The 763-nt window shown below is 49.3% G+C and carries 1 protein-coding gene; it reads right to left on the bottom strand.

Annotation, left to right across the window (positions count from 1 at the left end):
- Positions 1-19 precede the first annotated feature (19 nt).
- Positions 20-577: a recombinase family protein gene (locus tag ACVCAM_RS26465; RefSeq protein WP_001217881.1), complete on the bottom strand. Its 558-nt coding sequence runs from the start codon at positions 575-577 to the stop codon at positions 20-22.
- Between the last annotated feature and the right edge of the window lie 186 nt (positions 578-763).

Raw genomic sequence — 763 nt, 5'->3', positions numbered from 1 at the left:
ACCTATAAAAATAGGCGTATCACGAGGCCCTTTCGTCTTCAAGAATTTTATAAACCGTGGAGCGGGCAATACTGAGCTGATGAGCAATTTCCGTTGCACCAGTGCCCTTCTGATGAAGCGTCAGCACGACGTTCCTGTCCACGGTACGCCTGCGGCCAAATTTGATTCCTTTCAGCTTTGCTTCCTGTCGGCCCTCATTCGTGCGCTCTAGGATCCTCCGGCGTTCAGCTTGTGCCACAGCCGACAGGATGGTGACCACCATTTGCCCCATATCACCGTCGGTACTGATCCCGTCGTCAATAAACCGAACCGCGACACCCTGAGCATCAAACTCTTTTATCAGTTGGATCATGTCGGCGGTGTCGCGGCCAAGACGGTCGAGCTTCTTCACCAGAATGACATCACCTTCCTCCACCTTCATCCTCAGCAAATCCAGCCCTTCCCGATCTGTTGAACTGCCGGATGCCTTGTCGGTAAAGATGCGGTTAGCTTTTACCCCTGCATCTTTGAGCGCTCTGATCTGAATATCGAGGGACTGCTGGCTGGTTGAGACCCGCGCATAACCAAAAATTCGCATAAAATGTACCTTAAATCGAATATCAGACACGATGTGTCTATTATGCCAAAATGACGATTTAATGGACACTCAAACGAAGCCGTTTTACTATGTCTGATAATTTATAATATTTCGGACGGTTGCGAAATTGTTAATTCATGACCATCAGGCAGGGAGGCCGGTATGCCCGTCGATTTTCTGACCACT

This window comes from Enterobacter sp. CFEC122 (assembly GCF_052983755.1).
Note: the sequence above shows the minus strand (reverse complement) of the source record. Positions and strands in the feature narration are given on the sequence as shown.

Bases quoted from the DNA above. Each gene is read 5' to 3' on its own strand.
- ACVCAM_RS26465 (WP_001217881.1), bottom strand. From the start codon at position 577: ATGCGAATTTTTGGTTATGCGCGGGTCTCAACCAGCCAGCAGTCCCTC.